This window comes from Cohnella endophytica, assembly GCF_003628305.1.
GTDB classification, from domain to species: domain Bacteria; phylum Bacillota; class Bacilli; order Paenibacillales; family Paenibacillaceae; genus Cohnella; species Cohnella endophytica.
The window spans coordinates 570,554-595,492 of sequence record NZ_RBZM01000002.1; the positions used below are offsets into that span (position 1 = coordinate 570,554).

General features: G+C 53.9%; 20 protein-coding genes. 6 read left to right on the forward strand and 14 right to left on the reverse strand.

Annotation, left to right across the window (positions count from 1 at the left end):
- Positions 1–75: 75 nt before the first annotated feature.
- The 6 genes from efeB to D7Z26_RS04775 all read right to left on the reverse strand — a co-directional run bounded on the left by efeB (position 76) and on the right by D7Z26_RS04775 (position 6,457).
- Entirely contained in the window at positions 76–1,311 is a 1,236-nt protein-coding gene (efeB, locus tag D7Z26_RS04750) for an iron uptake transporter deferrochelatase/peroxidase subunit (protein WP_120974906.1), read from the reverse strand.
- A gap of 23 nt (positions 1,312–1,334) precedes the next feature.
- A complete protein-coding gene (gene efeO / locus D7Z26_RS04755) occupies positions 1,335–2,534 on the reverse strand; it encodes an iron uptake system protein EfeO (RefSeq protein WP_120974907.1) in 1,200 nt (399 codons plus the stop codon).
- A 27-nt stretch (positions 2,535–2,561) separates the two neighbouring features.
- Positions 2,562–4,079 carry an FTR1 family iron permease gene (locus D7Z26_RS04760; RefSeq protein ID WP_158602190.1) on the reverse strand — a complete coding sequence of 506 codons (1,518 nt, stop codon included), beginning with the start codon at positions 4,077–4,079 and terminating at the stop codon, positions 2,562–2,564.
- Between the two features lie 190 nt (positions 4,080–4,269).
- Complete coding sequence (locus D7Z26_RS04765; RefSeq protein ID WP_120974909.1) at positions 4,270–4,965, reverse strand: TerC family protein; 696 nt, start codon at positions 4,963–4,965, stop codon at positions 4,270–4,272.
- A gap of 157 nt (positions 4,966–5,122) precedes the next feature.
- Positions 5,123–5,965, reverse strand: a complete 843-nt coding sequence (locus D7Z26_RS04770; protein WP_120974910.1) for an aldo/keto reductase — start codon at positions 5,963–5,965, stop codon at positions 5,123–5,125.
- A 174-nt stretch (positions 5,966–6,139) separates the two neighbouring features.
- Positions 6,140–6,457 carry a winged helix-turn-helix transcriptional regulator gene (locus tag D7Z26_RS04775; RefSeq protein ID WP_120974911.1) on the reverse strand — a complete coding sequence of 106 codons (318 nt, stop codon included), beginning with the start codon at positions 6,455–6,457 and terminating at the stop codon, positions 6,140–6,142.
- Positions 6,458–6,652: 195 nt separating this feature from the next.
- Between D7Z26_RS04775 and D7Z26_RS04780 the strand changes: the two genes are divergently transcribed.
- Positions 6,653–7,861, forward strand: coding sequence for an MFS transporter (locus D7Z26_RS04780; protein ID WP_120974912.1), 1,209 nt, complete (start codon positions 6,653–6,655; stop codon positions 7,859–7,861).
- A gap of 15 nt (positions 7,862–7,876) precedes the next feature.
- On the opposite strand, the gene D7Z26_RS04785 is transcribed toward D7Z26_RS04780, so the two are convergent.
- Together D7Z26_RS04785 and D7Z26_RS04790 are read right to left on the reverse strand one after the other, a co-directional pair.
- The gene (locus tag D7Z26_RS04785; RefSeq protein WP_120974913.1) at positions 7,877–8,389 is read right to left on the reverse strand and encodes a hypothetical protein; all 513 of its coding nucleotides are present in this window, start codon (positions 8,387–8,389) and stop codon (positions 7,877–7,879) included.
- Between the two features lie 22 nt (positions 8,390–8,411).
- A complete protein-coding gene (locus D7Z26_RS04790; protein ID WP_120974914.1) occupies positions 8,412–9,740 on the reverse strand; it encodes an ABC transporter substrate-binding protein in 1,329 nt (442 codons plus the stop codon).
- Positions 9,741–9,856: 116 nt separating this feature from the next.
- Here D7Z26_RS04790 and D7Z26_RS04795 point away from each other — a divergent pair, with 116 nt between their 5' ends.
- Both D7Z26_RS04795 and D7Z26_RS04800 read left to right on the forward strand, forming a co-directional pair.
- Positions 9,857–11,632: a cache domain-containing sensor histidine kinase gene (locus D7Z26_RS04795; RefSeq protein WP_158602191.1), complete on the forward strand. Its 1,776-nt coding sequence runs from the start codon at positions 9,857–9,859 to the stop codon at positions 11,630–11,632.
- Positions 11,629–13,209: a response regulator transcription factor gene (locus tag D7Z26_RS04800; RefSeq protein WP_120974916.1), complete on the forward strand. Its 1,581-nt coding sequence runs from the start codon at positions 11,629–11,631 to the stop codon at positions 13,207–13,209. The genes D7Z26_RS04795 and D7Z26_RS04800 overlap by 4 nt, the downstream gene beginning before the upstream one ends.
- Positions 13,210–13,273: 64 nt before the next feature.
- Here D7Z26_RS04800 and D7Z26_RS04805 read toward each other — a convergent pair whose 3' ends face one another.
- The 3 genes from D7Z26_RS04805 to D7Z26_RS04815 all read right to left on the reverse strand — a co-directional run bounded on the left by D7Z26_RS04805 (position 13,274) and on the right by D7Z26_RS04815 (position 18,149).
- Entirely contained in the window at positions 13,274–16,177 is a 2,904-nt protein-coding gene (locus D7Z26_RS04805; protein WP_120974917.1) for a discoidin domain-containing protein, read from the reverse strand.
- Between the two features lie 259 nt (positions 16,178–16,436).
- Positions 16,437–17,495, reverse strand: a complete 1,059-nt coding sequence (locus D7Z26_RS04810) for an LLM class flavin-dependent oxidoreductase (protein ID WP_120974918.1) — start codon at positions 17,493–17,495, stop codon at positions 16,437–16,439.
- A 27-nt stretch (positions 17,496–17,522) separates the two neighbouring features.
- Positions 17,523–18,149: a thioredoxin family protein gene (locus D7Z26_RS04815; RefSeq protein WP_120974919.1), complete on the reverse strand. Its 627-nt coding sequence runs from the start codon at positions 18,147–18,149 to the stop codon at positions 17,523–17,525.
- A gap of 219 nt (positions 18,150–18,368) precedes the next feature.
- Between D7Z26_RS04815 and D7Z26_RS04820 the strand changes: the two genes are divergently transcribed.
- Positions 18,369–18,764, forward strand: a complete 396-nt coding sequence (locus D7Z26_RS04820) for a DUF2500 domain-containing protein (RefSeq protein WP_120974920.1) — start codon at positions 18,369–18,371, stop codon at positions 18,762–18,764.
- 74 nt (positions 18,765–18,838) lie between these two features.
- Here the strand turns inward: D7Z26_RS04820 and D7Z26_RS04825 are convergent, their stop codons facing one another.
- Entirely contained in the window at positions 18,839–20,149 is a 1,311-nt protein-coding gene (locus D7Z26_RS04825) for a (Fe-S)-binding protein (RefSeq protein WP_120975033.1), read from the reverse strand.
- 67 nt (positions 20,150–20,216) lie between these two features.
- Positions 20,217–21,632, reverse strand: a complete 1,416-nt coding sequence (locus tag D7Z26_RS04830; RefSeq protein ID WP_120974921.1) for an FAD-binding oxidoreductase — start codon at positions 21,630–21,632, stop codon at positions 20,217–20,219.
- A 116-nt stretch (positions 21,633–21,748) separates the two neighbouring features.
- Between D7Z26_RS04830 and D7Z26_RS04835 the strand changes: the two genes are divergently transcribed.
- Positions 21,749–22,453, forward strand: a complete 705-nt coding sequence (locus D7Z26_RS04835) for a FadR/GntR family transcriptional regulator (RefSeq protein WP_120974922.1) — start codon at positions 21,749–21,751, stop codon at positions 22,451–22,453.
- A 6-nt stretch (positions 22,454–22,459) separates the two neighbouring features.
- Here the strand turns inward: D7Z26_RS04835 and D7Z26_RS04840 are convergent, their stop codons facing one another.
- Positions 22,460–23,890, reverse strand: a complete 1,431-nt coding sequence (locus D7Z26_RS04840) for an aminotransferase-like domain-containing protein (protein WP_120974923.1) — start codon at positions 23,888–23,890, stop codon at positions 22,460–22,462.
- Between the two features lie 116 nt (positions 23,891–24,006).
- On the opposite strand from D7Z26_RS04840, the gene D7Z26_RS04845 reads away from it, so the two are divergent.
- Positions 24,007–24,936 (forward strand): DMT family transporter, encoded by a 930-nt coding sequence (locus D7Z26_RS04845; RefSeq protein ID WP_120974924.1) that lies wholly within the window; start codon positions 24,007–24,009, stop codon positions 24,934–24,936.
- Positions 24,937–24,939: the final 3 nt, after the last annotated feature.

Sequence of the window (24,939 nt, forward strand, 5' to 3'; positions counted from 1 at the left end):
GCATTGTGCGTATGTAAACGATTGAAGGGTAGCTCAAGCATGGAGCTACCCTTCAATCGTTCCTTGCTTATGATTTTATGATTCCAATAATTTCTGGCCGATATATTCGCCTTCCCGAATTCCGCTGGGACAAGCGAACATTCCGCTCGCGATGTGGGAAGTATACTCGTTCAGCTTATCCTTGCTCTGCATGAGCTTAAGCATCGGAATAAACTGTTCTTCCGGATTGCGCTGATAGCTGACGAAAAGAAGGCCCGCGTTCACGTTGCCTGTGCGCGGATCCACGGCATCCGTATACGAATAGCCCCGGCGATGAATCATCTGCTTGGATTCCTTGGCTAGTCGTACGTGAGCGGTATTCGGCATCTGGGCGGCATCCACGGTATCGAATTCGCCTTTCTTGCCGTATGCGGCTCCGGATTCCTTATGTCGTCCGAAAGTATCTTGCTGATCCGAGAGCGACGATCGATCCCACACTTCGAGAAGCATGCGAATTTTCCGATAGGCCATATAGCTGCCGCCCTGCATCCAGGCAGGTTCGCCATCTCCTGCCCACACGACGCTATCATAACCCGCCGGAGTCTGATGGAGATTATTGGCCGTCCCGTCCTTGAACCCGAACAGATTGCGCGGCGTCTGGCCCGGTCGGCCGCTAATAAAGCCTTCCTGCATCCAATTGACGCTGGCATAACCGGTAGAGAGCCGGATAAAGTTACGTACCGCATGAAAGGCTACTTGCTGATCGTCCGCGCACACTTGAACGCACACGTCTCCGCCCGATTGAAGAGGATCCAAGTTCTCCCGAGGCATACGGGGAATGTCCTTCAAATAGGAAGGAAGCTGATTGGCGATCCCGAAACGATCTTTTCCGTCAAGCCTGAAAAAGGTAGGGCCGAATCCGAACGTCACCGTTAACCGCGATGCCGGCAGATCCAGAGTTTCACCCGTATCGCTAGGCGGCAAAAGTGGATTGTCGCCCGTACGCATCGTACCTCCGGACATACTCAGATCGGCGAACTTCGTCCAATCCCTGAACAAACGCACGACGCTTGCCTTATCGGATGTCATCCGGAAGCTCGCCAGGTACATATACGTCTGCTGCGGAGTTATAATGCCCGGTTGATGCACGCCGTACAGCTGAATTTGCTCATCCTTAGGGTCTTTGCCCGCCGCTTCCGTCTTCGAAGGGGAGATCGCATTCTCGATCGCCGCGACTCCCGCTCCTCCGATGGCTAAGCTCACGCCGGCAACCGCCGACATTTTCAGAAAGTCGAGGCGCGACATCCCCTGTTTTTTCTCATTCGATTCCATTGCTCGATCCCCCTCCAGTTGACTTACAGGATGCTAGCCGTCTGGGTCATCAAGCTAGAAAGCACGCTTAGCTCATCGCTGATCTTACGGATCTGTTCCGTAGTCAATTTATCGTAAGAGATATATTGGCCGTTTTCTTGATGACCGAGAAGCGTTTGCTCGAGCTGTTGGAATTGTTTATCCAACTGTGCGCCAAGCTCCGGATTTTTCTCGTTAAGCGCTGGGATAATGGACAAGTACACGCTTTTGGAGCCGCTCACGTTCGCAGCGAAGTCGACGAGATCCGTATGGGAATAAAGTTCCTCTTCGCCCGTAATCTTGGAAGTCGCAGCTTCGTTCAGCAGCTCTATCGCACCCGCGACGACCGTTTTCGGCTCGAGCTCGATCGATTTGATTTTTTCGCTTAATTCTTGCGTGTCTTTCAGAAGTTGATCCGCGTAGACATCCATGCCCTGCAAGTTGTTATCTACCCATAGCGCTTTCTCGATACGGTGGAACCCGCCCCAAGTGTTCGGATCTTCTGCGTCCGCCAGACGCGCATCGATTCTTGGATCAAGATCGCCGAAGCTCTCCGCGATCGGTTCGATCGTCTCGAAATACACGCGCGCTTTCGAATATAACGATTTTGCTTCCTCAATGTTACCCGCTTTAACCGCATCGACGAACAGCTTCGTATGGCTGACTAGTCCGTCCGCTTGCTCTTGAACATATACCTTGTAATTGGCAACCGCCTTGGTCAGCAGCTCGGAGGTCGTTCCCGTCGTAGGCTTGGCGTTCTTAAGCGCCGTCAGCGCATCCTGAAGTTTGGCAGCCGTACCCGTTAACGCTTCGAAATCTACTTTATCGAATGCCGAGGCCGAGAAAATCGGCATAACATACTTCTCGATTTCCGTGTATTCGAGCGGGAACAATTGACGAACCGAGTTCTCGTAAGCGAGCCATGCATCGTTAACCGATTTGCCGAGACGTTTAACTTCGGCGGCGTCTTTGTTCTTAACCGCTTCCTGCAGCTTGCTCGTCTCATCTTGCAGCTTGGATGTTCCTTCTTGAATCGCGCTGTTGCCTTCGGAAGAAGCATCGGTAGTCGATGCCGCGCTCGACGAAGCCGGGCTCGTAGCGGCCGCGGCCCCCTCGTTGTTGTCTTTGCCGCATGCGGAAAGAACGAGTAACAGAAGTGATGTTGCGATAATACCGGATACGAGTTTCGATTTTCCTTTAAACATTGCAAAGTTCCCCCGATTAATAGACCCTTAAGCCATTATTTTTTTGTTTTTGCGTTTAACGAACATCGCCTGTGCAACGATAGCAGACACCCCGGCGATGAGGAATAGCAGCTGCGGAAGCGTGCTGTACCACGACGGATACAAGCTGAAGGACACGCGTTCCGGTAAGTATTCCGTTACCGTGGACGGAATGACGCCCGCCATCTGCAGGCTGTGTATGCCGGAACCCATGAATTTGAAGCATAAGTAGAAAACGATGACGCTAGATACTAGAAAGACGGGACGCACGGGCAGCTTGGTTCCCGCTTTGATGACGACGAAAGCCGCCGCGATCAATACCCCGAATCCGGCGGCAATTCCCGCGGCCAATTCGCTTCCAGGCATCTTGCCGACCATTCCGATCAGGAAGATCACCGTCTCGAGCCCTTCCCGAATGACCGCGAAGAAAGCGATAAGCGCCATCGAGATCATTTTGCCTCCGGAGAGAGCCATTGCGCTTTTCGTTTCGAGAAACTTGTTCCAGCGCTTCACGTCGGAGTTACGGTGCAACCAGTAGCTAACGTAAAGCAGCATTACGCTGGCGAACAAGCCCGTCCAGCCGTTGATCAGCGAATTATTGCGCCCGAAAGCGCTGGAGGACAACAGGAACGCCACGATAAAACCGATCACGATGCACAAAGTCGCGCCGACGGAAGTTCCTCCGATAATCCACCGCCTAGCCGGCCTAGAATTCGATTTTTTGGCGTACATCAACAAAGTCCCGACGACAAGCAAACCTTCGATTCCTTCGCGAATCGGAATCAAGGCCGCGTCCCACCAAGAATATTGAGCGTCGATCAAGGGGGTAAGCGACTCGATCATCCGATCGATGATCGGTTTGGCTTGTTCTTTCTTGTCGTCGCTATCGCTGGATAAGTAAGCGTCGAGCAGAACGAGATCGCGTTCCGAATTATTGTACGTCGTCTGGGATTGGCTTACGATGTCCCCTTCGACGGTTAACCATTGACGTTGCAGCAGCTTCACTTCGTTCAGGGCTTCGGGCCAATTACGCCTGTCCATCAGGTCGCCCGCTCTCCGGAGCTTCATTACGTAAGCGCTAAGCGTTAACTGCTGTTTACCGTCGTTATCCGCGTAGGCGCCTTCCTCGTAAACCTGTAACGAGAAGCGAAGCGCCGAAGAAGTCTCGGCCGCGAGTTTGACGTCTTTGCTCACGATTGCCAAGGAAAGATCCGCGATTTTACTGTCGATCTCAAGCGCCATGTCGAGAGATTGCTGCTTGACCGTTGCTTTGTTCGCGTTCCACCATCTTTTAACGAGACCGAACGTTTCGGAGCCTTGCTCCATATTGCCTGCTTCCAAGAGGGCGTTCATTTTTTCTGCGTTGGCGAGGACAAGCCCCGTTTCATTGTCTGGCGTAGCCGATTCTGCATAAGCAGCTGGGCAATAGGTTAACAATAATGTCGCGACCAAAATAAACGCACAAACCGCGGTGAGAAACGAATGGGCATTCCAAGCGTTCCGCCTGCTCCGGTCCGTGCTTTTCATTCTGACTGCCTCCTTGCTGCGGGTGAAATAAGTTCTCATTGCGATGATAACAATTCTCAATCTCAAAATAATTATAGTCATCCCCACCCGGGGTGTCAATTGAAACAATTGTCTAAATTCGCAGACTTTAGCCCTGTCGCAATGCCAAATAAAGCCTCCCGTAATCGGGAGGCTTTATTTGCTTCGAGGTTTATTGCAATCTTTTCTCTTCTTTGGGCTTGTCGGTCAACACAAGCGACATTCTGCGCCACAAAAACGCCAATAACAAGACGATGAACGTCGTAAATACAGGAAACCAACTATAGCCCCACGATCCCCATCCCGGAATATTTTGGCGTACGGCTTCCACTTCGGAAAGCATTTCTCCAGCCGTATAACCAAGAATCGCGGAGCCGATCCAGACAAGAGCGGGAAATCGGGCCATCACCCGAAGGATCAGTTGGCTCCCCCAGACTAGCAATGGAATGCTTAGGGCGATACCGACGGCCATTAGCCAGAGATCGTTCTGCGCGATCGAAGCGATGGCAAGCACGTTATCCAAGCTCATGACCAAATCCGAGACGAGGATAATCCCGATAGCCTTGCCTAGGGAAGCGACTCCCCGCACTTCTTTCGAACCTCCGTCATCGAGGATCAAATGGATGGCGATGTACATTAAAAGCAGTCCGCTTACGATTTGCACGGCCGGTATTTCCAGCAACGCAACCGCGGCTACCGAAAGCGCAATCCGAAGCAGGACCGCCGCCGTCGCTCCCAGCCAAACCGCGCGATTTCTCATTTTCTCGGGTAAATTGCGGCTGGCCATCGCGATCACGACGGCATTGTCTCCGCTCAACACGATGTTGACCAGTAAAATCTCCAGCAACAGAATCAAGCTCTCGAGCATGTTCGTCTCCTCATTGTCCGAAATGTTCCGCTTATACGAACCTATTCGCGATCGTAACGGATTTAGTATTCCCCGATATAGAGTCGATGTAGACCTCGGACGAAAAAGAGCAGGCTGACCCGGTTAGGATCAGCCTGCAACGGTGTTCATGTGCAACTTAAAAGTTGAAGTTATCCGGATCGGGTCCGACGCGCTGGTCGAGGTTTAATCCGTCGATACGTGCCATCTCTTCTCCCGATAATTCAAAGTCGTAGATCGAAGCGTTCTCGACGATCCGATTCTCGTTGATCGATTTCGGGATCGTTACTACGCCGTTCTGCAAATCCCAACGCAAAATGACTTGAGCGACCGATTTGCCGTGGCGGCCGGCGATTTCTTCTAGGACCGGGTCGTTAAGCAATTGGCCTTGCATGAGCGGAGACCAGGCTTCGAATTGGATGCCTTTATCTTGGCAATATTGGCGAAGCTCTTTCTGCGACAGGCGCGGATGGAACTCTACTTGGTTGACCATTGGCACGATTTCCGCATCCCTCAGCAACTCCTCCAGGTGATGTACGTGGAAGTTGCTGACGCCGATCGCTTTGACGCGGCCTTCTTTATAGAGAGTCTCGAGCGCCCGCCACGCTTCTTTGAACTTACCTTTGACGGGCCAGTGAATCAAATACAGATCGAGCGATTCCAGCCCCAGCTTTTTCAAGCTTGTATCGTAAGCCGCTAACGCGGACTCGTAGCCTAAGTCGGCATTCCATACTTTCGAGGTGACGAACAGCTCGTCCCGTCCGATGCCCGCTTCCTCCAGGCCTTGACGGATACTGCGTCCGACGCCCTCCTCGTTCTGATAAATTGCGGCCGTGTCGATGCTCCGGTAGCCGTGCTTGATCGCCGTTCGAACCGCGAACTCGACTTCCTGCCCTTCTTCGACTTTATAAACGCCCAGTCCGAACCAGGGCATGCGAACGCCGTTACTTAGCGTCGTCGTAGCTTGCAAATGATTATCCATTTCCGTGTTCCTCCATTCCTTTGTTGCAATAGGTTGCCTCAAAAATTGCGGCTTAAGTACCGGCGAGGCCCTAGAGACCAAATGATACAACTGATGTTCCGAAATGGATAGTACGTACTTCCCGGTACCGTAGGCACCGCCAGGTACCTGTCATAAGAACGCGGATCTCATTGCCTAAGACTCCTCGACTTCATCGATATGCCGCTCGCCCCATGCGCACATGGCGTCGAGAACCGGCTTCAGCGACCAGCCGTACTCCGTTAGAGAATAAACGACTTTGGGCGGAACTTGTTCATAGACGTGTCGCTTAACGACGCGTGCCTCTTCCAACTCTCGCAATTGTTGCGTAAGCATCTTCTGGGCGATGCCCGGCATTAATCGCTTAAGCTCGCTCGTCCTCTTCTCGCCTTTATCAAGATGACAAAGGATTACGACTTTCCATTTGCCGCCGATGACTTCAAGCGTAGCTTCGACCGGAATGTTATAAGGCATGGCGATCGTTCGCCTCCTCTCCTTGGGCAGGGTCAAGGCTTGTACCTGCCTAACGTACCTGCAGGTACCTATAGCACTTATAAGTGCGTACTTATCAACCTTGACTTTACGGTTCTATAATAGCACCCATGGACCGAAAGTAAAGCGAACCGCATCGCCGTTCGGATTCAATTAACTTCTTGGGAGGCTTACCATATGAATCATTCGCTTGCCGGATCGGCATCGCGATCTAACGATAGATCACAGTCTGGAAAATGGGCGCTGCTCGCGCTTGCCATAAGCGCCTTCGGTATCGGTACGACCGAATTCGTTCCCGTCGGCTTGCTCTCTTCGATCGCGGACGATCTGCACATCCGCATTACGCTCGCCGGTTTGTTGATATCCGGCTATGCGATCGGAGTCGCGGTAGGGGCCCCAACGCTCACCGCGCTTACGAACCGAATCAACCGCAAGACTTTGCTTATGTCTTTGATGGTGCTTTTCATTGTCGGCAATTCCGTCGCCGCTTTATCGTCATCCTACGAATTGCTGTTGCTATCAAGGTTCATTACCGCATTTTCTCATGGCGTGTTCTTCTCTATCGGCGCTACGATCGCGGTCCAACTCGTCCCTCAAGAGAAGAAGGCGAGCGCCATCGCCTTCATGTTCACGGGACTTACCGTCGCTACAGTCACCGGCGTGCCTCTGGGAACGTTCATCGGTCAATCGTTCGGCTGGCGGGCGACTTTCTGGGGCGTCGCTTTTCTTGGAGTCGTGGCGATCGTCGCCATCGCATTCCTCATCCCCAGAAATCTTAAGCAAGCGCAGCCGGCCAAATTCTCCGATATGCTTCGGCTCGTAACGAACGTTCGCATACTGCTCGGACTGTCGATAACCGCGCTCGGTTATGGCGGAACTTTCGTAGCCTTCACCTATTTGACTCCGATTCTCGAGGATGTCGTCCATCTGAGCTCAGGAACGGTTGGAATCGTCCTGCTCGTATACGGAGTTGCGGTCGCGATCGGTAACGAAGTGGGCGGAAGATGGGCGAATCGCAATCCCGTAAGGGCATTATTCATCATGTTCATCCTTCAGGCAGCTATCTTATTCGCCCTATCCTTCATGCTTGCTTCCCCCGCAGTCGGCTTGCTCGGCGTGTTCTTAATGGGGTTGCTCGCGTTCATGAACGTTCCCGGCCTTCAACTATACATCGTGCAGCTCGCCGAGAAATACGTGCCGGCTGCCGTGGATGTCGCTTCCGCGCTTAATATCGCGGCTTTTAACCTCGGCATCGCGATCGGAGCCTTGATCGGAGGAGCCGTCGTCAATTCGATCGGACTTGTCCATACGCCTTGGATCGGCGCTCTCATGGTCGTCGTGGCCGTAGGGCTTACCGGTTTATCCACCAAGCTGGAAGGGAAATAAGACAGGCGTTGTCGTTCAACGCACGTCCCAACGGTTCCGGAAACGTTCTAAACGCGGATGGAGCGCAACCGGCTCCGCGGTCAGCAACATGCGGATGCGGACGATCCATTCCTCGAAGGAGGAAAAAGAAGCAAACGTATTCGCCATCTCCGGCGTGAGGTACAGAAAATGGGGGGAAGGCAAAGTTTCCGTTAGATGGCGAAGAGCGGCATCTATCGGCGTATATTTTTTCCGCTTCCCCTCCCACCCGTCGATCGTCGTTTTATCGCTTGCGCGATCTAACATCCATTCCCGAAGGTGCTTCTCCCGCTTATAATAGGGACTTACGGGAAATTTGAACATTCGTTTCGCGGTTTCCTCATGGATCGGATACAGCACGAGCTTGGCGAAGGTTCGTCCATCCGCGGTATCCGCGACCGCGTCCAGTTCTTCATTCGAAGTATCCTCGAATATATCGTAATAAATCAACGTGCCCGTGTTCCGTTCCGGGCGGGGCTCGTATCCGTATGGAACGTTCTGCGTTTGCATAGGTTTGGATTGCTCCTCTTCGTTAGGGTTTATTCGTCCGCTCCGCCGCCGAATCAAGCGCCTCCGCGAATTGTACCGGGGTCAATTGACCCGTCAACAGCTGCGAATGAAGATTCATGATGGCGTCTTTCCACTCCGGAGTACCTTCATCGAGGATCGGCGTCCCGCTGGACGACGTAACCGCGCGGAGTATCGCGACGAGCTGCTGCTGCAGCTTGGTTTCCTTGCCTGTCATCTCGAAGCTGGAGGCTGGCATTCCCGCGCCGCTCTCCCATTCCAGTTTAGCCCAATGATCCGGACTAAAGAAGTATTTCAGGAAAGCGATCGCTTCATCCGGATATTTACTCGTCTTGGAAATCGAGTAACCGCCTCCGAACCAGAGCGCCGTGTCCGTATTCTTCCCTTTGCCGGAGGCCGGGTACGGGAATGCGCCGACGTTGCGGCGGAAGTCCTCGGAGAAGTTACCGTCCGTGGCCAGGCCGGATTCCCAGTTACCCATTAAATACATGGCGGCTTGACCTTGTCCGAATAGATTACGCGCCGCGCCGTAGTCCGCATTCAGATATCCGTCCGCGAACGCGCCCATCGCCGCGAGCTGTTGCATTCCCTCGGCCGCAGCCAGAAAATTACCGTCCGTAAAGCGGATTCGGCGATCCAAAGCCTCGTCCATCTTCCCGAAATCCCCGCTTTGCCGTTGCTGCTCGTACTCGAACCAGATCGGGAGCGTCCACAGATCCATTCCGTTAACCGCGATCGGATTAATTCGGTGATTCCGGAACGTCTTGATCGCCGCCTTCAGCTCTTCCATCGTCCGAGGTACTTGGACCCCGCTGTCGGCGAAAATCCGGCGATTGTAGTAGATAACGAGAAAATCCGTGCTTCTGGGCAGCCCGTAGAGTTTCCCGTCCTTCGAGAAGCCTTCCGTGGAACCGGGCACGAATTCGCTCTCCATGAAGCTAGCGGGATTCAATTCCAGAAGCAGGTCGTTATCGATGAGAGATTTTATGAATGAAGGCTGGCCCCAGGTCTGCATAATATCCGGAAGCGCATTGGTGGCTGCATAGATTTTGATTTTCGACTTATACGGCTCGTCCTGGAGAGTTTCGACTTCGATTTTTACGTTCGGGTTCTCGGCCATGTAGGCGTCTATGAGATCCTGCTCGACCTTGCCCGCCCCGTTGGTACGATCGGGAAGCGCGGTGAAAAATTTCAACGTTACCGAAGCTTTCTGGGCAATGTCCGCCGAACCTTTCTTCGGGTTGCCGATCGCGCCGGATTCGTCGTCGCCGCTGCAAGCGGCCAATGCCAGAACAATCGCGACCGCGACAAGGCGCAAGCCTATTTTCCTCATCCCACCGACCGCCTTCGCAATAAAATTTCTTATATAAAGAAGAGATGCCTAAATTTGTGTCTTCCTTTATACTAATTGACATAGGAAACGTTTACAACGATGAAGGGAGATGCCCGATGCAGCTGCCCGGATTTTATCGGAATTGGCCGATCCATATTAAGCTCATGGGCTGGATCATCCCTCTTCTCGTCGTCACGATCGGCCTCACGGGCGCGTTCTCGTATTACATCGCCTCCAGACAAGCGCTTAGCAAAGCCAGTCTGACCCACCAACACTTCACCCGCAAGATCGTCGACGAATTCAACTATATCGCGCAAGACGCTCTCGATTTCTCCAACTTCCTGTTTCTCTCCGAATCCGTGCAAGACCTGCTGCAAGAACCGACCGCCCCGAACGTATGGAGGAGGACGTTCTCCTCCCTCTCGACCCTAATGGTTACGCGCAATACGATCCAATCCCTGATTATCTACCCGATGAATAAAGACAACGTTGCCACCGGCGAGCCGTTCGCCATCGATCAGAGCGGATTGACGAGCGCCATGCCCTTCGAAAGGTTCAAATTGACGACTCTCTACACGGCCGCCTTGCAGGGCAGGGGTACAGAAGCCTGGGGCTACTCGCATGCCCGCGACCAGCTGTTCATCGGAGATCGCGAAGACAAAATCGTGCTCGTCAAAGTGATCAAAAACGCGAACGATCTGAGCAGCCAAGCGATTCTGGTCATGGGAATACAAGAGAAACGCCTGAGAGCCCGATTAATGGACACGCTGGAAGACAACACGGACATCATCGTCATCGATAAGGGCGGAACCGTCATGACCGGAACCGAGCCCGAATGGATCGGACGCCCTTACGGCGCTATCCCCTACCCGGAACTACACGCCCCTCTGGAACGGCTGCCTATGAATATCGGTTCCGATAAACGGCTCATCTCCCATGACTTCTCCCCTTTCACGGGCTGGCACGTCTTCGTCGTTCAACCCAAGCGTCTGCTGCTGAAAGAATTGGATCAGATCAGCATCATTACGATCGCTTTCGTGAGCCTATGCTTGATCGCGGCCATTTTCCTCTCTTGGTTCGGCACGACCTTGATTACGAAACCGATGCGCAAGCTGCTCAAGTCGATGCGCCTGCTGCAGAACGGCGACTTTACCCAACGGGTACAATTCGCCACGAGAGATGAAATCGGACAACTCGGACACGGTTATAACGTGATGGTCCGACGAATCGAAGAGTTAATCAACGACGTCTACGACACCAAGCTGAAGCAGAAGGAAGCGGAGCTTAAAACGCTGCAGGAACAGATCAACCCGCATTTTCTGTACAATACTTTGGACATGATTTACTGGTCGGCCCGCAAGCAACAAGAAAACGAGCTATCCGAGATGGTATATGCGCTATCGAGAATGTTCCGGCTGCGGTTAAACAACGGCCAATCCATGATTACGCTGGAACAGGAGTTGGAATTGGTTCGCCACTATTTGCATCTTCAACGGTACCGGTTCAAAGATCGCTTCGCCTACGAAATCCGCGCCTCCCCCGAGCAACTGGAACTGCTCATCCCGAAACTGCTCATCCAACCGCTCGTGGAGAACGCGTTCTTGCACGGGATCGAGCCTCTTAACGAAGGCGGATTAATACAAGTCGCGTGCGATATGGACGATTCTTGTCTGCGTATCCAAGTCATTGACAACGGCTCGGGGATTTCTGCCCGCAGGTTGCAATTACTGAACGGCGATAATCAAGATGCTAAACCGGGGTTCGCCCTTAAGAACATTCAGGAGCGCCTGTTGCTCGCTTACGGCGACGAGGCCGCCCTTCTCATCGAGAGCACGGAAGGCAGAGGAACTTTAGTAACGTTACGAATACCTAGAACGGGGGCGAAATCGTGAAAATTTTACTCGCCGAAGACGAAATTACGATTCGCGAAGGCATCTCCGCCGCGATCGAATGGCGAGACTACGGATTCGAATTATGCGGTCAAGCAGGCGACGGTTTAGAGGCGTTGTCATTGATCGACAGATTCAAGCCGGATATCGTCATCACGGACATTCGAATGCCCCGCATGACGGGATTGGATCTGATCGAATCGGCGAAACGTACCTGTCCGCAGTTGGAATTCATCATCCTGTCCGGGCATAACGACTTCTCTTACGCGAAGAGCGCGCTTCGGTTCGGCGTCAACGATTATTTGTTGAAACCCTGCAAGCCGGAAGAGTTGCTCGACATCCTGCTTCGCACGAAACGAAAGATCGTCAAAACCCGGGAGACCGAACACACTTATAACCTGAGCATGGCCGCCGTTATGGAAGTGTCCCTTGGCCGATGGCTTCGCTCCCCGAAGCAGCCGTTGGAAAAACGGGCAGATCTGCTCGCGGGCTGGAACAGCGATCTCCGGCCGACCAACCTGTTCGTCGGAGTCGTCCGATTCGATGACCAAGCGATCGAGCTGATCCGTTATGCCGCGGAGAACATCATGCAAGAAACGCTTGAGGAAATCTATAAAACCCCGGTTATCGTCATCCGTCAAGCTCTCGACTTCGTCTGGGTCGCGAACGAACCCTCAAGCACTCGATTGAACTTATCGGACAACGAGGCGCACAGAACGAAACTGCTCGGGCTTCGCGATAACCTGGATAAGTACTTGCGCGTATCGGCCAGCATCGGGATCGGCAGGCTCGTCGACTCCGTAGACCTGCTCCACCTTTCGTGCGAGCAAGCCACGGAAGCGCTAGGCGCGCGTTTCTATGAAGGCAGGGGGAGCATCGTCTTTCACGCCGAATTATCCGAAGGGCAGCTCTCCTATCCGAAAGGGCTTAGGGACGACCATGAGATGGAACTGTTGCAAGACGACATCCTTCTTAACTTGCGCACGTTAAAGTTCGAAGAAGCGCTTGATCAGACTGAAACGTGGCTGGAACTGTTACGCGGGAATCCGCATTTCGGTCAGTCCGGAGCGAATCTGAAGACGACAGCCTTCCTGCTCGAGCTGCAGAAACTCGCGCAAGAACAAGATGCGGGCGCGATCGAATGGAAGCTGCGGATGATCGACTGGCTGCAACAGCTTCCTACGCTGGAGACGCTAGAGGACGTGGCTACTCTCGTCAAAACCCTCATCCGCAGCCTAGTTGCCGTACTGAGATCGCATGCGCCCATTCACCGCACGGTTCAAGCCGCGCTCGACGTCATCCATTCCAAATACAATACGAATATTGCGCTGGACGCGGTAGCCAAGGAAGTGTACGTCTCCAACACGTATCTCAGTTCCTTGTTCAAGCAAGAGCTCGGCGTTAATTTTCTCGATTACCTTCACCAATACCGGATCGAGCAAGCCAAGCCGCTGCTGAAACGGAATTACAAAATATTCGCGATCGCCAAGATGGTCGGATACCACGAAGAACGGCATTTCAGCGCGACTTTCAAAAAATGGACCGGCTTAACGCCGACGCAATTTCAGAAATCGCATTAAACGACGTAAAAGGGTCGAGCAGAAAATAACTTCTGCTCGACCCTTCTTTCGCGCGAGAAACCTTTTAGTAGAACACGTTCACTTCGCGGATCGACCACCAGCTTGTAGCCGTCCCCGTCTGCACGACTTTGATGTAACGGGCGGATTGCGCGGCGAACGTCGCCGTAACGACCGGCCCCGTGCCCGCGCCGCTTGCGACTGCGGTCCCCCAGGTCGTTCCATCGTTCGAAACGTACACTTCGTATCCCCGCGCGTAGTCGCTATCGCTACCCGTCGAGTCCATCGTCAACTTGTTGAACGTCTTGGCCGATTTCATGTCGATAATGAAATATTGACCTGCCGTCATCGCCGCTCCCGTGCTCCATCTTGTCACCATGCTGCCGTCCAGTAAATTCGCCGGCACGTCCCCGCTCGTCGGATTAGAAGTTGCCGTCCATCCCGTCCGGTCGAGCGTCGCTCCCGTACCGCCGCTGCCGCCAGTGCCGCTAGGCGAATAAACGTTGACTTCGCGGATCGACCACCAGCTTGTAGAGGTTCCGGTTTGCACGACTTTAATGTAACGCGCGCTTTGCGTCGCGAAGTTCGCCGTAACGACAGGACCCGTTCCCGTGCCGCTCGCCACGGCGCTTCCCCATGTCGTGCCGTCGTTGGACACGTAGACTTCGTAGCCGCGCGCATAATCGCTATTGCTGCCCGTCGAGTCCATCGTCAGCTTATTGAACGACTTCGCCGATTTCATATCGATGACGAAATACTGTCCGGCCGCCATCGGGGTACCGGTACTCCATCTCGTCGCCATGTTGCCGTCCAACAAGTTCGCCGGCACATCGCCGCTCGTCGGGTTCGACGTCGCCGTCCATCCCGTACGATCGAGCGCCGTTCCGGTACCGCCTCCGCCGGAAGCTTGCGTCGTCGCCGTCGCCGTATTGCTTGCGGCAGAAACGTTGCCCGCGGCATCCTTCGCTTTCACCGTATAGCTGTAAGCCGTAGATGCCGTCAGTCCCGTATCGTTGTAAGCGGTCGAAGTCGAAGTGCCGACGACCGAACCGTTCCGATAAACGTCGTATCCGGTTACGCCCACGTTGTCCGTCGAAGCGCTCCAGCTCAAGTTGATCTGGCTGCTAGACGCAGCGGTCGCCGTCAGTCCGGCGGGAGCCGTCGGCGCTTGGGTATCTACGGCGCCGGTGCCTTGGAACTCGGATACCGTCTGCCGCATCGCATCCGCTGGAGAGTTCGCGTATACCCGGCCGCCCGTATTGTTGATGACGTGGGTGATCTCGCTTCCGGCCGTACCCGAGAGCCAGATCGACGTCGCGTGATGAATTTTCACTCCTTGGCTGTTCGGAACCTCGATGCCGCTGTTCAGCTTGACTGCCGCATCGCGGAAGAAGGAGTATACGCCGCTTCCCCATAGCTCGTGACTCGACACATTGTTCGCTACCTTATAAGAAGCGTAGCCGTTAACGGTGCCGTTCTGACTCATCCAGCCCGCCTGGTTCGGCACGTCGTACGGAATTTCGGATTGGTAGAAATAAACCCGTCCGCCGTTGCCGTTCCATAACGTCTGATATTCCGTATGGTGTTCGACGAACAAGCCGTACATCGTGACGTTAGCGCCGTTGACTACAAGTCCGTTCTTGGACACGTTGGTCGTCCAGCCCGCTCCCGCGCCGTGGTCGGCGCGCCAAATCCACAGCTGGTCGCCGACGACGTTATTACTGTTGATCTTCAAGTTAGTATCCGTTTTGCCAGCAGTAGCGCCGCCCGTTCTGAACGTCAGGTCGTATAAGAAAGTCGGATTCGCCGCGTGGCTCGCGGAGCTGCCCGTCGGACCGACTTCGAGCAACGAAGGCGTATTGTTCGGACCGGCGTCGAACACGAGGCCGGCGATTTTTACGCCGTCCACGTCGGCAACGCTCATGGCCGCTTGCCCGTTATCCGGAATCAACGTAGGCAAGCCGATGCCGAGCACGACGGTGTTCGGGTTGTTGATCTGGATCGTGCTGCTCAGATGATAAATACCCGGCGTGAATAAGAGATGCTTCCCTTGGCCGAGCGCCGCGTTGATGCTCGCGGAAGTCGCCGTATTCGGTTGCGCGATGTAAAATTGACTGATCGGAATGGCGGTGCCGGGAGTCGGGCCGTTCGCCCAACTGGCGCCCTGCGTATTCGTCTGCAACGCGGGCACGAATACGTTATATTGTCCGGCGTTATCTACGTAGAGATAAGGCTTCTCGCGAATGACCGGCGTTTGGGGAACGACCGTGTATGGCGGATCGGGGAACACTCCCGCCGGCGTATTCGTGTCTCCCACGAACACCATATTCCAGACGCCGTTCGCCCAGCTCGCCCATTGGCTGTTACGGGAAAACCATTGTTGCTGCGAGGCGGGAAGAACGGCGCCGTCCACGATGGAATCGGCGAGGAATCCGCCGCTTGCCCATCCGGCGTTCCAGTTGGAATCGAAGTCGAACAGATCCAATCCGCCTTTAATATGAACGCGTCTCATCGGCGCGGCTTGCGATACCGCGAATTGAGTTTTGCCATTGGACGGATTTATCGTCAAATTCTCGATCGTCCGCCAGAAGTTGCGCGTCGCGTTGCCGTTGTCCCATTTCGCGTTGACGTTCAAGCCGCCGTTAATATTCACGTCGCCGGGGTTTTGTCCCAACCCGCCTACTTGCGTATAGAATCCGACATTGAAGTTCACGTTGTAAGAGCCCGGCTTGAATAACAGCGCGGTGCGTTGGCTGCTGAACTCGGCGCTCTCCATCGAGGCGAACACGGAGTTCGTTATGTTCTGAATGTCCGCCGCCGGCATCGTTGGATCGAATACATATACATTAGGACCGAAAATCGTCGTATTGGCATCTCCGATCGTCGCCGCTGCCGCTAAGTTTGGAGTAACCGCGATCAAGCTGAACGCGATGGCGAGCGCGGACACTGCCGAGCCGATTTTTCTAAACATAAATGATTGCCTCCCATTCGGTTGAATTTGCGATCTTATATTCGTCCATGCGTATATGACGTTCGGCCTCAGCCCCTTTCTAACTTGGATAAGAACGGAATAATCCACCCTTGCGGAATAATCATATTAAAATCGGGAGCTTTTTCGTACGTCTGATAATTAAGATGGATAGCGTCATTTTTGCGAAAATAAAGATCAAGGCGCGCAAAAAAGACGAACCGGGCGCATTGCATCCTAGTTCGTCCTTTAAATCGTTTAGTTAGTTCGCGGTGCTCGCGATCGATTTCTCCCATAGGATACTCGGAATTTCCTTGCGAAGCGTCGGCGCGACTTCGTCGGCGAACCGTTCGAGCTGCTCCCGCTGTTCCGTTTCGGACAACCCGTCCACGCTGATGCTGAGTACTTCGTTGCCGAATGCTTCATGGTAATCGAGGATTTTCTCGATTACGCTCTCCGCGCTTCCGACGAGCAATGAGCCTCTCGCGATATGGTCCTCGAGACCGGTAAACGGAGATTGGTTATGCCGCGACGCCGGCGTGGAGAAGAAGGCGTCGTAATAAGGCTTAAACCTGCGGATCGCCTCTTCCTTCGTAGCGGCCAAATATAGGCTTCCGGCTCCAGCCCCTACGAGCGCTTTGCGCGGATCATGGCCGTAATAGGCGAGCCTTTCCCGGTAATGATCGATCAGCGCTTTATATTGCGCCTTCGGATGGAACGTGTTCGACGAGAATAGAGGATCGCCGTATTTCGCGGCAAGCTCCGTGGAAAGCGTGCTCGAAGCGCTCCCGTGCCAGACGGGAATACGTTCCTGAAGCGGTCTTGGAAATACGGTGACATCTTGAAGCGGAGGCCGGTATTGGCCTTCCCACGTCACGTTCTCCTCGTCCCATAGCCTTCTGAGCAACGCATACCTTTCGGCCATGGACTCCCACTGCTCTTCCTCATGGATTCCGAATAACGGATAATGTCTAGGATCGTTGCCCTTGCCGATTATGAGCTCTAGCCTGCCGCCGGACAGATGGTCCAGCGTCGCGTAATCTTCCGCCACTCTTACCGGATCGAGCACGCTAAGCACCGTAACGGTCGTGAGCAATCGAATGCTCTTCGTTCGGGCCGCGATCGACGCCAGGATAACGGGAGGCGACGAAGAAAGAAACGGGGAACCGTGCCGTTCTCCGACGCCGTACGCTTCGAAGCCGAGCGCTTCGGCCAGTTCCGCTTGCTTTAGCACGTTAAGAAACTTCTGTTGGTCGCTCCATGTTTCTCCGGTAACGGGATTCGGCATATTCATGATTAAGCTGAAGAGCGCGAACTTCATTGCCGTAATCCCCTTCCCCAAGCCCGATTAATGGCCGACGATCTCGCTAATCTTCTTTAAAATCGCTTCCTGCTCCAGGGCTCTCACTTCGGATCTCCTCGTTTTCAGATGCGCAAGCAGCCCTTTCTTCGACGTTTCTTCCAACTCGCCGATCGGTTTCCCTCGGCCCTCCAGCTCCGGATGATCGGACCAGAATTCGTCGATCCATCCGCCGAAGCGCACCGTGATCTCCTCAGGGCGTTCGATGAACACGCCTAATTCCTCGCCCGACGCATCGAAGAAAATATAAGTCGGAATGTGGCTTTTGCCGTCCGGATGAAGATAGGCGTCCGCAATATCTCTGTTGTCCGGATCCCTGTTTAAGACGGTCAGCTTCAGCTTATCCGTAGTCGAGGCTATTTTCCCGAACAGGGGCAAATTCGCAACCACGTCACCGCACCAATCATGTACCAATACGAGAACGTCTACCGGTTGGCTCAGACGTTCAAGGAACGCTAATCCGTCGGCGGTTACCTCGTAAGCATCGTAATTCGCGGACAACGATTCCTGGTTGACTTCCGCGAGTTCCACGAACTGCCGGAACGATACTCCTTCGCGCAAGGCGCGATCTCTTCTGTCTCTAGACAAGCGGGAATTCGGTCTAGCTGTCGTCATGATAATTCCTCCCTATTTTCAAATAATTCACATTAAATCTGTCGGAATTATTGCGTTTGTAACTAATCTACCACCGGACTCTTGCAAGGTCTAATCGACTTCTTCTATTTATGAATCGAATCGTTCTATAGGCTGCACGAATTCAATTGACACTATAGAAACAAATTTGGGATAATTTACGTAAATATAATTAGCAAACGATGCAAAGGGGTGACTCGAATGTTCGACGAACCGAATGTGGGCGGAGGATTCGGCGCAATGTTTACGATCGTTCCGATCATTATTGCGATCGGATTCATTATTGTCATCGTCAGTATTATTTTTAGAGGGGCGCGTTACGTTAAGAACGCGAGCTCGCAGCAAGAATCCATATTCGCGAGAGTCGTCGCGAAACGAACGGAAGTGAGCGGAAGCTCGAACCTTCACAATGTCGGGGACGCCGCCATGCATCATACCCACTCTTCCCGAACGGATTATTACATTACGCTCGAGTTCGAGGACGGATCGCGCCGGGAATTTCTCGACGTGAAAAAGCTATATGGTCTGCTCGTCGAAGGAGACGCGGGTTATGCGGCTATTCAAGGAGATTGGATCGTCGCCTTCGAGCGTCAATAGGCGCGATTCAGGTCGCAACCCAAAAAGGCTTCCTACAAGGTCTTATCGGACCTGATAGGAAGCCTTCTCGCTATTTACTTATCGTCCGTTCGGCCGGCAATTCTCTCGTAGAGGAAATCGACGACGTGCTTCACTTCCATCCGATCGCTTACCCCGTGCTTCTCGACGCCTAACTTCATCTGAAGCAGACAACCCGGATTGCTCGTCAGCAAATAACGCGCTTCGGTCTCGTTCGCATGCGCCATTTTATGCTCCAGAATTTGTCCGGCCATCTCGGGTTGCGTGACGTTGTAGATACCGGCGGAGCCGCAGCAACGATCCGCTTCCTTCATCTCGACGAAGCTGACGTTGGCCACTTGCTTCATCAACCGCCTAGGCGCGTCCGAGCTCTTCATAACGTTACGCAAATGGCAGGAATCCTGGTAAGTAATCTTCACGGATTGCCCTGAATGTACGTCAGCGTCGGCGAACTCCGGCAACCGTCCCCGCTCGACCAATAGCCTGCTAACGTCGATCACGCTTTCGGCGAACCAAACGGCAAGCTCCGCATGCTCCGGATCCTCGTGCAGCAAATGGTCGTATTCCACCAATAATGCACCGCATCCACCTGCGTTAGAGACGATATGCTCAACGCCGGCTTCCTTGAATACCTTCAGATTCGTGCGGGCAAGGCCCCTCGCCTGATCCATCTCTCCGCTATGAGCATGCAGAGCCCCGCAGCACACTTGGTCATTCGGAATGACCACTTCGAATCCCGCTTCGGAGAGCAGCTTCACGGTATTGACGTTCGTGTCCGCGAACATGACGTCCATGATGCAGCCCCGGAACAACGCGACGCGGGCGATCTTCTCGCCTTTCGCTGGATATACCGTACCGATACGTTCCACGACGCCCTTGCCGGTCGCATCCGGAAGGATGCTTTCCATTTCGCGCAGATGTTCGGGGAACAGCTTCATGAGGCCGGTACCTCTGGCCACGCGGCGCAAACCTGATTTCTGATAAAGCGCCAGCGATCTTCCCATCCATTTCAGGCTGCCCCTGTGCGGGAAAACGCCTTTGAAGAACAATTTGCGCAGCCCTTTCACTGGAGCGCTGTGTTCGGCATGATCCTCGATGGCATCGCGGGTTTGCTCGATCAATTGTCCGTATTTGACGTCCGCGGGACAAGCCGGCTCGCATGCGCGGCAGCCGAGACAGTGATTCATTTGATCCTCGAAAGCCTGGTCGGGGTCCATAACCCCGTCCACCACGGCTTTCATGAGCGCGATGCGTCCGCGAGGCGACTCCGGTTCGAGTCCGGTTTCCCGGAACGTAGGACATGCCGGCAAACAAAAACCGCAACGCATGCAGTTCGTAAGCTGATCGTAATCGAGCTTAGCCAGCATCGTTCTGGATAACGGGTTGGCGTGCTCGATGTCCGGTTTCTTCGGTATCGTCAGCAAGGTGTCCGGATTAACCACGTTCGATCACCACCCTTTTGCGCGTTTCCTTGGCGAACATTTTACCCGGATTAAGCAGGTTGTGCGGATCGAAAGCCAGCTTGATACCGCGCATGACGTCCATGCCCGCCCTGCCGACTTTCCATTCCAGGAACGGCGCTTTGACGAGCCCGACTCCATGCTCCCCGGTAATCGTTCCGCCCAGCTCGATGGCCGCTTCGAATATTTCCTCGAATGCCTGCTCGACGCGATGAACTTCCTCCTTATCCCTGGCGTCCGTCGTGGCGGTCGGATGAAGATTCCCGTCCCCCGCATGCCCGAACGTCGCGATCGAAACCTTATACTTGAGAGCGATCTCGTTGATCCGCAGCACCATATCGGCGATCCGCGAACGGGGAACCGTAGCGTCCTCCAGTATCGTGGTCGGACGAAGGCGAGCCAGCGCGGTGAAGGCGCTTCGTCTTGCCGTCAACAGCTTCTCGGCGTGCTCCCTCGTTTCGGCGACTTCCACGCGATCCGCCTTCTCGAGCTCGCAAATTTCCCTGATTTTCGCGATATCCCGTTCGACCGCCTCAGGATCGCCGTCTTGTTCGATCAACAATATCGCTTCCATATCGAGCGGCAATCCGAGCTTCGCGAAGTCGTCCACGACTCGAATCGTCGGGTTGTCCATGAATTCAAGCGTAGCCGGAATGATTTTCATCTCGATAATTCGCGACACGGTTCTCGCGGCTCCGTACAGATCCTTGAACATCGCAAGCATCGTTTTCTTGAATGCCGGAGGAGGCACCAGCTTCAGGGTCGCTTCGGTGATAATAGCTAGCGTACCCTCCGAGCCGACAAGCAGCTTGGTCAGGTCGTAACCCGCGACGTCCTTCATCAATTTGCCGCCGGTCCGGATAATTTCTCCGCTTGCGAGGACGGCTTCCAGACCGATGACGTAATCTTTGGTCGTTCCGTATTTTAAACCGCGCAACCCGCCCGAACATTCCGCGATATTGCCGCCGATCGTGGAAATCTTCATGCTGCTCGGATCGGGCGGGTAGAAAAGGCCGAGGGACTCGATATGCGCCGTGAATTCCGCCGTAATCTTTCCCGTCTGCACCGTCGCCGTTAAATTTTCCATGTCCACTTCTATAATCTTGTTCATGCGATGCATGACCATCACGACTCCGCCCTGAACGGGCACCGTGCCTCCGCACAGGTTGGATCCGGATCCGCGCGACACGACAGGAACTTTGTATGCGGCCAATGCTTTCATGATTTGCGACACCTGATCCGTATTCTCCGGATAGATTACCCCATCCGGCAAACTCTGGAGCATGGGAGTGCCGTCATAGGAATGGGACACCAATGCTTCTTGATCATCCCGGTAATGTTTCTCGCCGACGATTTGTCGGAGTTGCTTCGTAAGATTCGCATCCAGCATCATCATTCCTCGTTCCCGTAATTAGTCAGGTCATCTGATGACTTTGATTCTATTATAGGCTATACTATATTTATTGTATAGAGTTCAAAAATGAACGTGCCCCGGGAGGCCGACGCATGAAAATCGCGACCGCGAAAGGCCACGAGCTCGTGGCGGAACATATCCTGCAACAAATCAAGTCCGGAGAATGGAGTCCGGGTCACCGACTGCCTTCCGTCGTGGAGTTGGCGGAATCGTACGGAGTCGGCCGATCCACGATACGGGAAGCGGCCAGCGCTCTGAAAGCGATGGGCTGGCTTGACGTGCGTCATGGCGGCGGCACATTCGTCAGCAAAGAGCTTCCCAACGAGCCGAAGAACGGAACGGACGACTTGTTCCGGAACGCGAGCTCCTTGATCGAACTGCTGGAAGTCCGCAAATCCCTGGAAGTCGGCGCCGCCTCGCTTGCAGCGCAGCGACGCGGCCCGCAGCATTTACTCCGCATGCAGGAGCAATTATCCGTTATGGAGAAGAGTTTGGCCGGAAACGAGACTTCGGTAGGGGAACGTGCCGATGCCGATTTCCATATGGAGATTGTTGCCGCATCCGGTAACTCTCTGATGATGAAGCTGATGGAATCGTTGTCCGATCGTTTCGCGGAATCCATCCGTCAAACCCGAGAGCTGTGGTTTTACAGGGAGAATGCGACCGCGACGCGTTTGCTTCAAGAACATCGGATGATCTATGAAGCCATCGAAGGGCAAGACAAGAAGTCGGCAGAGGATTTAATCTCGTTGCATCTTACGAAAGTAATCGAAGTACTAAGGAATGCCTTGGATTAGCCGCAGCTATCCTCTGGCGATGTCCGTCAAGCGTTTAATCCCCTCTTTAATCGTCGCCTCGTTAACGAAGGAATAACTTAATCGTATTCGGGACTCCATCTCGCCGAGCGGATCGCAGATGTCCCCCGGAACGAAGGACACGGATTGCCGGATGCTTAACTTCAGCAACTCGTCCGCGGTTACCGTGTCCGGCAACCGAAGCCACAAATTCAAGCCCCCTTGAGGACTGACCCACGACCAGCCGGTTTCGGCCAATTCCCGTTCCATAACGTCTTTTCTCATTTGAAGCGCGGTCCGGAGCTTGCCGATATGCTGCCTCATTCGCACCGATTCGAAGTAGTGGAGGAAAATTTTCTGATTGACGAGCGGCGTTCCGTTATCGGCCAGCGACTTGGCCGTAATGAGCGGTTCCAGCACGTTAGGACGTGCCGCGATCGCGCATATTCGCAAACCCGGTGCCACGTATTTGCTAAATCCTCGCAAATGGACGACCCATCCGTCCGTATCGAACGCGAACAACGGCGGAGGCGGAGGAACGTCGAAATACATATCGTGAAACGCATCGTCCTCGACCAACAGGCACTTATAGCGTTCGGCCAGCTCGACAAGCCGTTTGCGCTGAGACGCGGGCACCGTATATCCCGTCGGATTATGAAAGGTCGGATTCAAGTAAAACAGACGCGGCCGATGGTTCATCATCAAAGATTCGACATGCTCGAGATCGTACCCGTGGGGATGGATATCGACCGGCAAGAACCTCGCGCCCTGTTGGCGGAAAATGTCCATTCCCGCGCTGTAAGTCGGACGTTCGATCAAGATCGCGTCCATCGGACGAACGAACGTGCGCGAGATCAAATCGATCGCTTGCTGAGACCCCGAAGTGATCAGAAGATCGGAAGCGCTCAATTCGACGCGCAATTCCCCGCCCAAATAGCGGCTAAGCGATTGCCGAAGCTCAGCGTCCCCTTGCGGAGTAGAGTAAGTTCCCATCAGTTTGGGGTAAAGATCGAACACCCTTTTCACGTAGTCCGACAGAAATAAATTAGGCAACAAATTCGGATCGATCAGCGCTTGGGAAAATTGATAGTCGACCGGAATTTGCTGAATGTCGTTTAAACTATTTTTCAAATGAACGGATGCGGAGAGCCGGGCGTCCTCCGAACGATACGCCGGGAGCTGCCTAACGTTGCTCTTGTTTCCGGCGCTGACGTAATAACCGGATTTTTCTTTGACATAGGCGATCCCCTGCTCCTTCAGCATTCCGTATGCTTTAAACACAGTTAACCGATTCATCTTGAATTGAGCGGCCAGCAGCCGTACGGACGGAAGCTTATCATGGGCTTTCCACTCTCCGCGCTCGATGCGGTCGACGATATAGTCGTATACTTGCTTGAATAACGGGTTGCCGCCATCCGCTATTCCCTGCGTTTTCCCCATGGCAAACTCCCCTCTCGCTGATTCCATTGTACAATAGGTTTCACCCATCTGTTCTACTCCATTATATCTGTTCTATTCCCTTATCGGTATGATATTCAAATAAGGAGTGAACAGATATGATTCTCATCAACTATTTGCTCGTCTGCTTGATCTTCGGAACTACCTTTCTCGCGATCAAGGTCGGGATCGACGCTTCGGCCCCTCCGTTCTTCTCTGCGGGGGTTCGATTTTTCGTTGCCGGGTTAATCTTGTTTTCAGTCATGATGTGGAGGAAAAAAGCGACCTTCGCTTTGCTATTGCGAAAAGAGACGCTTTTGACAGGAATATGTCTCACGTTCGGCACCTTCTCCGGATTGTATTGGGGAGAACAATACGTCTCCTCCGGCATCGCCGCCATCCTATCCGCGACCGGCCCGCTCATGATCCTCGTGCTTCAGGTTCTCTTCCTGCGGCAGCGGACGTCCTCGATCTCGGCGTTAGGCTGTATCGTCGGTTTTACCGGAGTCGTCCTGTTGCTCCTGCCGAGTCTATCCGTTTCCGCAGACCAGAATTGGTTGATCGGTGCCGGCGTCATTCTGATCGGAGAGCTGTTCTATGCGTCCGGGGCGTTGTACTCCAAGCGGGTCGTCCAACGGCTTCCCGATACTTCCCCCATCGCGCTTAATGCCGTCCAGATGATGTACGGCGGTCTGTTGCTGCTCATTCTGTCCGCTACGACCGAACGCGTCCATGCGAGCGATATGCTAACATCGGGAGCGATCGGCTCGATGCTCTATTTAATCGTCGTCGGCTCGATGGTCGGACACAGCTTGTTCTACTGGCTCGTCGCCAAGACGAATCCCGTGTTTCCGACGACGTGGCTATACGTTTCGCCGCTTATCGCCCTAGCGATCGGCGCGACCTTCTACGGGGAATCGATCAATGCACTATCCATCCTAGGCGTCGTGACCATAATCTTGGGTACATTGGTTGCCAATTATAGCAGCTTGAAGCAACTCGTCCGGAGGCGTTCCCGGACAATAACGGATACCGCCCCGGCTAAGTAAACT

Excerpts from the sequence above, each read along its gene's own strand:
- D7Z26_RS04810 (WP_120974918.1), bottom strand. The coding sequence starts at position 17,495 with ATGAAGTTCGCGCTCTTCAGCTTAATCATGAATATGCCGAATCCCGTT.
- D7Z26_RS04820 (WP_120974920.1), top strand. The coding sequence starts at position 18,369 with ATGTTCGACGAACCGAATGTGGGCGGAGGATTCGGCGCAATGTTTACG.
- D7Z26_RS04785 (WP_120974913.1), bottom strand. The coding sequence starts at position 8,389 with ATGCAAACGCAGAACGTTCCATACGGATACGAGCCCCGCCCGGAACGG.
- D7Z26_RS04845 (WP_120974924.1), top strand. The coding sequence starts at position 24,007 with ATGATTCTCATCAACTATTTGCTCGTCTGCTTGATCTTCGGAACTACC.
- D7Z26_RS04780 (WP_120974912.1), top strand. The coding sequence starts at position 6,653 with ATGAATCATTCGCTTGCCGGATCGGCATCGCGATCTAACGATAGATCA.
- D7Z26_RS04805 (WP_120974917.1), bottom strand. The coding sequence starts at position 16,177 with ATGTTTAGAAAAATCGGCTCGGCAGTGTCCGCGCTCGCCATCGCGTTC.
- D7Z26_RS04795 (WP_158602191.1), top strand. The coding sequence starts at position 9,857 with ATGCAGCTGCCCGGATTTTATCGGAATTGGCCGATCCATATTAAGCTC.
- D7Z26_RS04770 (WP_120974910.1), bottom strand. The coding sequence starts at position 5,965 with ATGGATAATCATTTGCAAGCTACGACGACGCTAAGTAACGGCGTTCGC.
- D7Z26_RS04840 (WP_120974923.1), bottom strand. The coding sequence starts at position 23,890 with ATGGGGAAAACGCAGGGAATAGCGGATGGCGGCAACCCGTTATTCAAG.
- D7Z26_RS04790 (WP_120974914.1), bottom strand. The coding sequence starts at position 9,740 with ATGAGGAAAATAGGCTTGCGCCTTGTCGCGGTCGCGATTGTTCTGGCA.
- D7Z26_RS04760 (WP_158602190.1), bottom strand. The coding sequence starts at position 4,079 with ATGAAAAGCACGGACCGGAGCAGGCGGAACGCTTGGAATGCCCATTCG.
- D7Z26_RS04825 (WP_120975033.1), bottom strand. The coding sequence starts at position 20,149 with ATGCTGGCTAAGCTCGATTACGATCAGCTTACGAACTGCATGCGTTGC.
- D7Z26_RS04835 (WP_120974922.1), top strand. The coding sequence starts at position 21,749 with ATGAAAATCGCGACCGCGAAAGGCCACGAGCTCGTGGCGGAACATATC.
- D7Z26_RS04765 (WP_120974909.1), bottom strand. The coding sequence starts at position 4,965 with ATGCTCGAGAGCTTGATTCTGTTGCTGGAGATTTTACTGGTCAACATC.
- efeO (WP_120974907.1), bottom strand. The coding sequence starts at position 2,534 with ATGTTTAAAGGAAAATCGAAACTCGTATCCGGTATTATCGCAACATCA.
- D7Z26_RS04830 (WP_120974921.1), bottom strand. The coding sequence starts at position 21,632 with ATGCTGGATGCGAATCTTACGAAGCAACTCCGACAAATCGTCGGCGAG.
- D7Z26_RS04775 (WP_120974911.1), bottom strand. The coding sequence starts at position 6,457 with ATGCCTTATAACATTCCGGTCGAAGCTACGCTTGAAGTCATCGGCGGC.
- efeB (WP_120974906.1), bottom strand. The coding sequence starts at position 1,311 with ATGGAATCGAATGAGAAAAAACAGGGGATGTCGCGCCTCGACTTTCTG.
- D7Z26_RS04815 (WP_120974919.1), bottom strand. The coding sequence starts at position 18,149 with ATGACGACAGCTAGACCGAATTCCCGCTTGTCTAGAGACAGAAGAGAT.